We start from the raw sequence: 6,670 nt of genomic DNA, 5'->3' as shown, positions 1-6,670 counted from the left end.
CCCCGGCGCCGAAAGATTGACCGGGCGTGGCCCCCATGAAACGGAGAACGGCGCAAGGCCCCGAGGCGACGTCACGCGAATCGCGCAGGCAGGGCTGAATGACCCAGGACGGCCAGAGCTACGAGGGCAGTCTGCTTGAGCCCGGCCCCGGGGTCTGGCGCAGCGCGACCGCGTCCCGCTTTTCGATCCTGATGGAAAACGAGGCCTATTTCGACGCCCTCGCCTCGGCGATTCACAAGGCCGAACGATCGATCGTCATCCTGGGCTGGCAGTTCGATCCCCGCACCCACCTGGACCCCGAGACGCGGCCGGGGGACAAGACGGCGGAAATCGGCCACCAGCTGCGGATGCTGGTCAAGAGGAAGCCCGACCTCGATGTGCGTCTTCTGATCTGGAAGTCGCCGCTACTGATCGCGGCGTCTCAGGGTTTCTATCCCCACCGCGCCCAGCGCTGGTTCCGAAAGCGGATGGTCGAGTTCCGGATGGACTCGCCCGGTCCGATCGGCGCCTGCCACCACCAGAAGGTCATCGTCATCGACGACAAGGTGGCGTTCGCGGGCGGCGGCGACATCTCCACCGACCGGTGGGATTCCGACGAGCACCTGGATGGAGACCCCCGCCGGGCCCTGCCCAACGGCCTGATCTGCAAGGCGCGCCACGAGGTGATGGCGGTGCTGTCGGGGCCGGCCGCGCGCGTACTGGGCGACCTGGCGCGCGAGCGGTGGTTCCGCGCGACATGGGAACGGACCATTCCCGACGACGTGGAAGGCGACCCATGGCCTGACGGCGTGCCGGTGCAGATGACCGATGTTCCGGTCGGCGTCGCCCGCACCGAGCCGAAATGGGCCGGTCGGCACGAGGTGCGCGAGAACGAGGCCCTGCACCTGGAAGCGATCCGCCGCGCGCGCCGCCTGATCTACATGGAGAACCAGTATTTCACCTCGCCGGTGATCGCCGCCGCGCTGGCGGAACGGCTGGCCGAGATGGACGGGCCCGAGGTGGTGGTCGTCTCCACCGGCAAGAGCCCCAGCTGGTTCGACAGCATGACGATGGACACCGCGCGTGCGGAGGTGCTGTTCAGGCTCGAGCAGGCCGACACCTACAACCGCTTCTTCGCCTTCGCTCCCCTGACGGAGCACGGCGAGCGGATCATCGTCCACGCCAAGGTGACTATCGTCGACGACCGCCTGCTGAGGATCGGTTCGACCAACCTGAACAACCGCTCGATGGGGCTGGACACCGAATGCGATATCGCCGCCGAGCCGGTGGATGCGGCGGGCCGGGCGGTCATCGCCGCGCATCGGCATCGCACCATCGGCCATTGGCTGGGCGTGACGGCCGATGAATTCGCCGCGGTCGAGGCCGTGCTAGGTTCGACCGGCGCCGCGATCTGCAGCTTCGAGAGCGAGCGGTTGAAGCCTCTGGGCGCCGAGGCGCCCACGCGCATCCAGCGCCTGTTCGCCGAATGGCAGTTCGGTGATCCCACCTCCACCTCCGACGCCTGGCGGCCGTGGAAGCGGCTGGCCCGCTCGCGCCGCACCCGCCCGGCGTCGGAAGGCGGTCAGTCGCCGGGCTGAAGGACCTCGAAATCGATCACCAGGGGCAGGTGATCCGAGGCCACGCGGGCCAAGGGCGAAAAGGCTGATCTGACCGATGTGACCCGGATCTCGGGGCTGACGAAACAGTGGTCGATGCGGATCGCCGGAAAGCCCGACGGAAAGGTCTTGACCGACGGCTTCAGCTTCAGCTGCCGCTGGCAATCCTGAAGGTTGCGGGCCAGGATCTGATAGGGGCGGGTGATGGAGGTGGCGTTGAAGTCGCCCGCCAGCAGGGTTGGCCCCTGACAGGCGCCCAGCCAACCCGCGCCCGCCAGGGCCGCGGCCTGAAGCCTCTGCTCGCGTGGAACCAGCCCCAGATGGGTGTTGAGGACGTTGATCGTGCCGCCGCCGACGTCGATCTGCGACCAGATGGCGCCGCGCGGCTCCAGACCCGGGATGCCGGCGACGGTGGGCAGCGCCGCGGCCCGCACCAACCGCTCCGGGTGGGGCGTCAGGATGGCGTCGCCGTACAGTTCGGCCCCTACCCGCATGGCCGGATGGAAGCGGGAGGTCATGGCCAGCTTGTCGGCGATGGTCTGGGCCTGGTCGACATGACCGGTGCGCAGACGGCCGACATCCAGTTCCTGAAGGCAGACGACGTCCGGCTCGTGCTCGCCGATCACGGCGACGATGCGGTCGATGTCGAGCCGCTTGTCGGTGCCGACGCAGCGGTGGACGTTGTAGGTCAGGAGGCGAGGCATGGAGTTGGCGAAACGAATCCGAAGCGGGACGCCGGGCTAAGCCTTTTCGCGCGCGAATGCGACCTCGATGCGACGCTCAGAGGATAACCAGATGGTCTGGAAGTTCGTTGGGATTGTCGGCGCGGGGCGGGAAATGCCGGGCCAGGACCTGACCGCATTGGGCGATGGCGGTTTCGAACCCGTCGGCGGGATGTCCGGCCTTCATCTCGGCGGTCAAGGCGGCGACGGCGTCGCCCCAGACGCCTTGGTCCACCTGGGCGTGGATGCCCTCGTCTGCGATAAGCTCGACCTGATGATCGTCCAGCGCGGCGAAGATCAGCACGCCGGTGCGTTCACGTGTGACGTGGACGCCGTGGGCCAGGAACTGCTGCAGCGCGGCGCGGCGGACGCGGGCCCGACGCAGGGCCGGCGGCGTCATCCAGCGGCGCATGACCGGGATCAAGCTCAGTAGCAGAACGCCGGCGAAAACGGCCGCCTGGACCAGCACATAGCCGCCCAGCGCGCGGCCGACCGTCAGGCCGGAATCGTGCGCGGCCTCCCAGCCTCCGCCGAAGGGCCAGCCGCCGTCGAAGCCAAAGGGGATCAACAGGGCGGGCAGGATCAACGCCGCCGCAGCCGCCCAGGCCAAGGCCACGTCGCCGTAAGAGGAAACGCGTCGCGAGACGACACAGAAGATTTCGCCCGAGGTCGCGGATTCGGCCGTGGCGATGGCCTGGGCGATCCGTGCCTGGTCGTCCTGGGTTATCCGCATCACCATCCCCCCGAAGCGCCGCCGCCGCCGAACGATCCGCCGCCGCCCCCGAAGCCGCCGCCTCCAAATCCGCCGCCGCCGCCGAAACCACCGCCGCCCCGGCCGCCGCGTCCAGACTGGCTGAGAATGTCGGCCAAGGCCCACAGCAGGACCGGTCCGACGCCGTTCTTGCGGTGGCGTCGTCCCCGCGCCGAGGCGGCGGTGGCGATCAGCATGAACAGGAATATGACGCCGAAGACGACCAGGCCGCCGATGGCCGAGGCCTTTTCGCCCCGGCTAGCGTCCTGGGCGACCGCCTCGGCGCGTGCGTGGGCCTCCGCGGGATCCAGCGACATCTGCTCGACCAGCGCGTCGACGCCCTTGACGATGCCGCCCTCGAAGTCGCCGTCGCGGAACGCCGGCAGGATGTCGTTCTGGATGACCAGCGAAGAGAAGGCGTCGGTCAGGATGGGCTCAAGGCCGTAGCCGACCTCGACGCGAACCTTGCGTTCGTGCGGCGCGACGATCAGCAGGGCGCCGTTGTCGTTTTCCTTCTGGCCGATGCCCCAGGCGCGGCCCAGCTGATAGCCGTAGTCCTCGATCTCCTGGCCCTGGAGGCTGTTGAGAGTCACCACGACAAGCTGGTCGCTGCTGGATGTCTCGAGCGCCGCCAGCTTTTCGCTCAAGGCCTGTTCGGTCTGGGGACTGAGCAGATTCGCCTGGTCGACCACGCGCCCGGTCAGGGCGGGAAAGTCCAGCCTGGACTGAGCCGCGGCCGGCAGGGCGGCCAGCCAGAGCAGGACCAGCCCCGCCAGCAGCAAGGTCAGACCGCGCCATCGCGGACGCGAAGCTTGGAACGCCGTCACCGACCGATCGAACGCCAACGGCTTACTGGGCCGGCGGCGTGGCGCCCGGCGTCACCGGCGCGGCGTTTCCGCCCGGTGCGGCGGAGGCGTTGGACGGCGAGGCCCCGAGGTTGAAGTTCACCTGCGGCGCGCTTTGCGCCTCGGCCGTGGCGGTGAACAACTGCATCGGCTTGGAGCCCGCGTGCAGGGTCTTGGCCCAGATCACGTTCGGGAAGGTGCGCAGCGTCGTATTGTAGGTGCGGACCGCCTCGTTGTAGTCGCGCCGGGCGATGGCGATGCGGTTTTCCGTGCCCTCCAGCTGCGATTGCAGCGTCAGGAAATTCTGGTTGGCCTGAAGCTGGGGGTAGGCCTCGACCGTCACCAGCAGACGCGACAGGGCGCCGCTGAGCTCGCCCTGAGCCTGTTGGTACTGCTGGAAGGCCTGGGGGTTGTCCAGGTCGTCAGCGGAGATGTTGACCGAGGTGGCGCGAGCGCGGGCGTTGATCACCTCCGTCAGGGTGGTGCGTTCCTGCACGGCCGCGCCCTGGACGGTGGCGACCAGGTTAGGCACCAGGTCGGCGCGGCGCTGATACTGGCTCTGCACGTCGGCCCAGGCGGCCTCTGCGCGCTCCTGCTCGGTCGGAATGGTGTTGTAGCCGCAGCCGGCCATCGCCGGCGTGATCATCAGCGCGGCCGTCAGAGCCAGCGCGCGAGCATTGATGCGGACCATGTTCTCTCCCTGTCGGCGATTGCGCCGTCGCTACGAATATCGGCGCGAAGCCGCAACGCTTCAAGCGTCCAACGGCTCCGGCGTCACGCCGATCGAACGACAGGCGGCGGAATAGGTGTTGGCCAGCAGGCAAGCGATGGTCATTGGCCCGACGCCGCCGGGCACGGGCGTGATGCGACCCGCGACCTGGATCGCCTCCTGAAAGGCGACGTCGCCCACCACGCGGGTCTTTCCGGCCGCCGCTTTTTCCGGATCCAGCGAGGGCACGCGATTGATGCCCACGTCGATCACGGTCGCGCCCGGCTTGATCCAGTCGCCACGCACCATCTCCGGACGACCCACGGCGGCCACCAGAATGTCGGCGGCGCGACAGACGGCGGGCAGGTCGCGGGTGCGCGAATGGGCGATGGTCACGGTGCAGCTTTCGCCCAGCAGCAGTTGGGCCATCGGCTTGCCGACGATGTTGGAGCGGCCGATGATGACGGCGTTCAGGCCGGACAGGTCGCCCAGTTGATCCTTCAGCATCATCAGGCAGCCCAGCGGCGTGCAGGGCACCAGGCCGGGCAGGCCGACGGCCAGCCGGCCGGCGTTGACCACGTGGAAGCCGTCAACGTCCTTGTCCGGATCGATGGCGTCCAGCACGACCGAGGCGTCGATGTGGGCGGGCAGGGGCAGTTGAACCAGGATGCCGTGGATGCCGACGTCGGCGTTCAGATCGGCGATCAGGGCCAGCAGGTCGGCCTGGGATGTGGTCGCGTCCAGCCGATGGGTGTCGGACCGCATTCCCGCGCGAACCGTGGTCTCGCCCTTGTTGCGGACGTAGAGCTGGCTGGCGGGATCCTCTCCGACGATGACGACGGCCAGGCCCGGCTTGACGCCATGCGCCGCCTCCAGACGCGCTGAGGCGGCGGCCACCCGTTCCACCAGGCTGGCGGAGAAGGCCTTTCCGTCGATCAGGGTCGCGCGCGAGGGCTGGGCCGACATGGCGGGCTCCGGGCTGGGAAATGAGGATGGCGCGATTTACAGCCGTCGGGGTTCGGCGTCTATGATCGCCGTCCATAAAGGGAGACCTCCATGAAGCGTTCGTCGATCGCCGCCTGCAGCGCCCTGGCCCTGCTTTGCGCAGCCGGGCCGGGGATGGCGCAGGACGCGCATCCGCTGCGAATCGGCGCCAGCGTCGATGCAGCCCTGACCGCCGACGACCCCGCGGCTCCCGACGACGCCTATCGGTTCGACGACTACCGCTTCCAGGCCCGCGCCGGCCAGCGGTTGGAGGCCGTGCTGCGCGCCGCCGACTTCGACGCCTATCTGGAGATCCGCGCGGAAGGCCAGGATGCGCCGCTTGCGGAAGATGACGACGGGCTTGGAGAGGGCACGAACGCCCGTCTGCGATTCACGCCCGAAGCCGACGGAACCTACATCCTGCGCGCGCGCACGCTGTCGGGGCTCGAAGGCGGCGACTACAGTCTGTCGCTGCGGGAACGCCCGCGCCCACCCCGCGCGCCGCGCCCGACCGCTATCCGCCTGGGTCAGACCCTGGACGGCAGCTTGGGCGACCGTGACCCGGAACTGGAAGACGGCGGGCGTTATGACGCCTTCGTCTTTCGCGCGGCCGCCGGCGAGAGACTGGTGGTGACGCTGGAGTCCGACGCCTTCGATCCGGTGGTCCGCGTCGGGCGCATGAACGGCCCGGATTTCGAGGAACTGGCGCAGAACGACGACGCGCCGGGCGGGGGATTGAACTCGCGCCTGGTCTTCGTCGCGCCAGACGCCGGCGACTACGTCATCCGCGCGACCTCGCTGAGCGAAGGCGAAGGCGCCTATGTCGTCGGACTGGAGGCCGCACCGCCGCCGCCGCCATCCAAGCCCCTCGCCGTCGGGGACGAGGTCGAGGGGACGCTGGACGACGATAGCGGCCAGAACGACGACGGCCAGCGCGCCGACCTCTACCGTTTCACGGGGACGGCCGGCCAGCGGATTGCGGTGGAAATGTCTTCGGACGACTTCGACACCTACCTGGCGCTGCGCCGGCTGTCGGCCAACAGCATCAGATCGGAAGAGCGTCG

At 68.9% G+C, this 6,670-nt stretch carries 7 protein-coding genes; 2 read left to right on the top strand and 5 right to left on the bottom strand.

The annotated features are described in order from the left end of the window. Window positions 1-98: 98 nt before the first annotated feature. A complete protein-coding gene (locus tag B2U11_RS00940; RefSeq protein ID WP_292069125.1) occupies window positions 99-1,577 on the top strand; it encodes a phospholipase D-like domain-containing protein in 1,479 nt (492 codons plus the stop codon). Here B2U11_RS00940 and B2U11_RS00935 read toward each other — a convergent pair. From B2U11_RS00935 to B2U11_RS00915, 5 genes are all read right to left on the bottom strand, one after another. Beyond that, the gene (locus tag B2U11_RS00935; RefSeq protein WP_292069123.1) at window positions 1,562-2,299 is read right to left on the bottom strand and encodes an endonuclease/exonuclease/phosphatase family protein; all 738 of its coding nucleotides are present in this window, start codon (window positions 2,297-2,299) and stop codon (window positions 1,562-1,564) included. The genes B2U11_RS00940 and B2U11_RS00935 overlap by 16 nt on opposite strands. 76 nt (window positions 2,300-2,375) lie before the next feature. Beyond that, complete coding sequence (locus B2U11_RS00930; protein WP_349680688.1) at window positions 2,376-3,050, bottom strand: TPM domain-containing protein; 675 nt, start codon at window positions 3,048-3,050, stop codon at window positions 2,376-2,378. Next, window positions 3,050-3,895, bottom strand: coding sequence for a TPM domain-containing protein (locus B2U11_RS00925; protein WP_292069120.1), 846 nt, complete (start codon window positions 3,893-3,895; stop codon window positions 3,050-3,052). The genes B2U11_RS00930 and B2U11_RS00925 overlap by 1 nt, the downstream gene beginning before the upstream one ends. A 22-nt stretch (window positions 3,896-3,917) precedes the next feature. Beyond that, a complete protein-coding gene (locus tag B2U11_RS00920; protein ID WP_292069119.1) occupies window positions 3,918-4,604 on the bottom strand; it encodes a LemA family protein in 687 nt (228 codons plus the stop codon). 60 nt (window positions 4,605-4,664) lie between these two features. After that, window positions 4,665-5,588, bottom strand: coding sequence for a bifunctional methylenetetrahydrofolate dehydrogenase/methenyltetrahydrofolate cyclohydrolase (locus tag B2U11_RS00915; protein ID WP_292069118.1), 924 nt, complete (start codon window positions 5,586-5,588; stop codon window positions 4,665-4,667). Window positions 5,589-5,678: 90 nt separating this feature from the next. On the opposite strand from B2U11_RS00915, the gene B2U11_RS00910 reads away from it, so the two are divergent. Beyond that, window positions 5,679-6,670, top strand: a 992-nt coding sequence (locus tag B2U11_RS00910) for a PPC domain-containing protein (protein ID WP_292069117.1), incomplete at its 3' end; no start/stop codon positions are given.

The sequence above is a fragment of the Brevundimonas sp. UBA7534 genome (genome assembly GCF_002479325.1).
Classification (GTDB): Bacteria; Pseudomonadota; Alphaproteobacteria; order Caulobacterales; family Caulobacteraceae; genus Brevundimonas.
This window is presented reverse-complemented; position numbering and strand designations above follow the sequence as displayed.

Coding starts and splice junctions, on each gene's coding strand:
- B2U11_RS00920 (WP_292069119.1), bottom strand. CDS start 4,604: ATGGTCCGCATCAATGCTCGCGCGCTGGCTCTGACGGCCGCGCTGATG.
- B2U11_RS00930 (WP_349680688.1), bottom strand. CDS start 3,050: ATGCGGATAACCCAGGACGACCAGGCACGGATCGCCCAGGCCATCGCC.
- B2U11_RS00935 (WP_292069123.1), bottom strand. CDS start 2,299: ATGCCTCGCCTCCTGACCTACAACGTCCACCGCTGCGTCGGCACCGAC.
- B2U11_RS00940 (WP_292069125.1), top strand. CDS start 99: ATGACCCAGGACGGCCAGAGCTACGAGGGCAGTCTGCTTGAGCCCGGC.
- B2U11_RS00915 (WP_292069118.1), bottom strand. CDS start 5,588: ATGTCGGCCCAGCCCTCGCGCGCGACCCTGATCGACGGAAAGGCCTTC.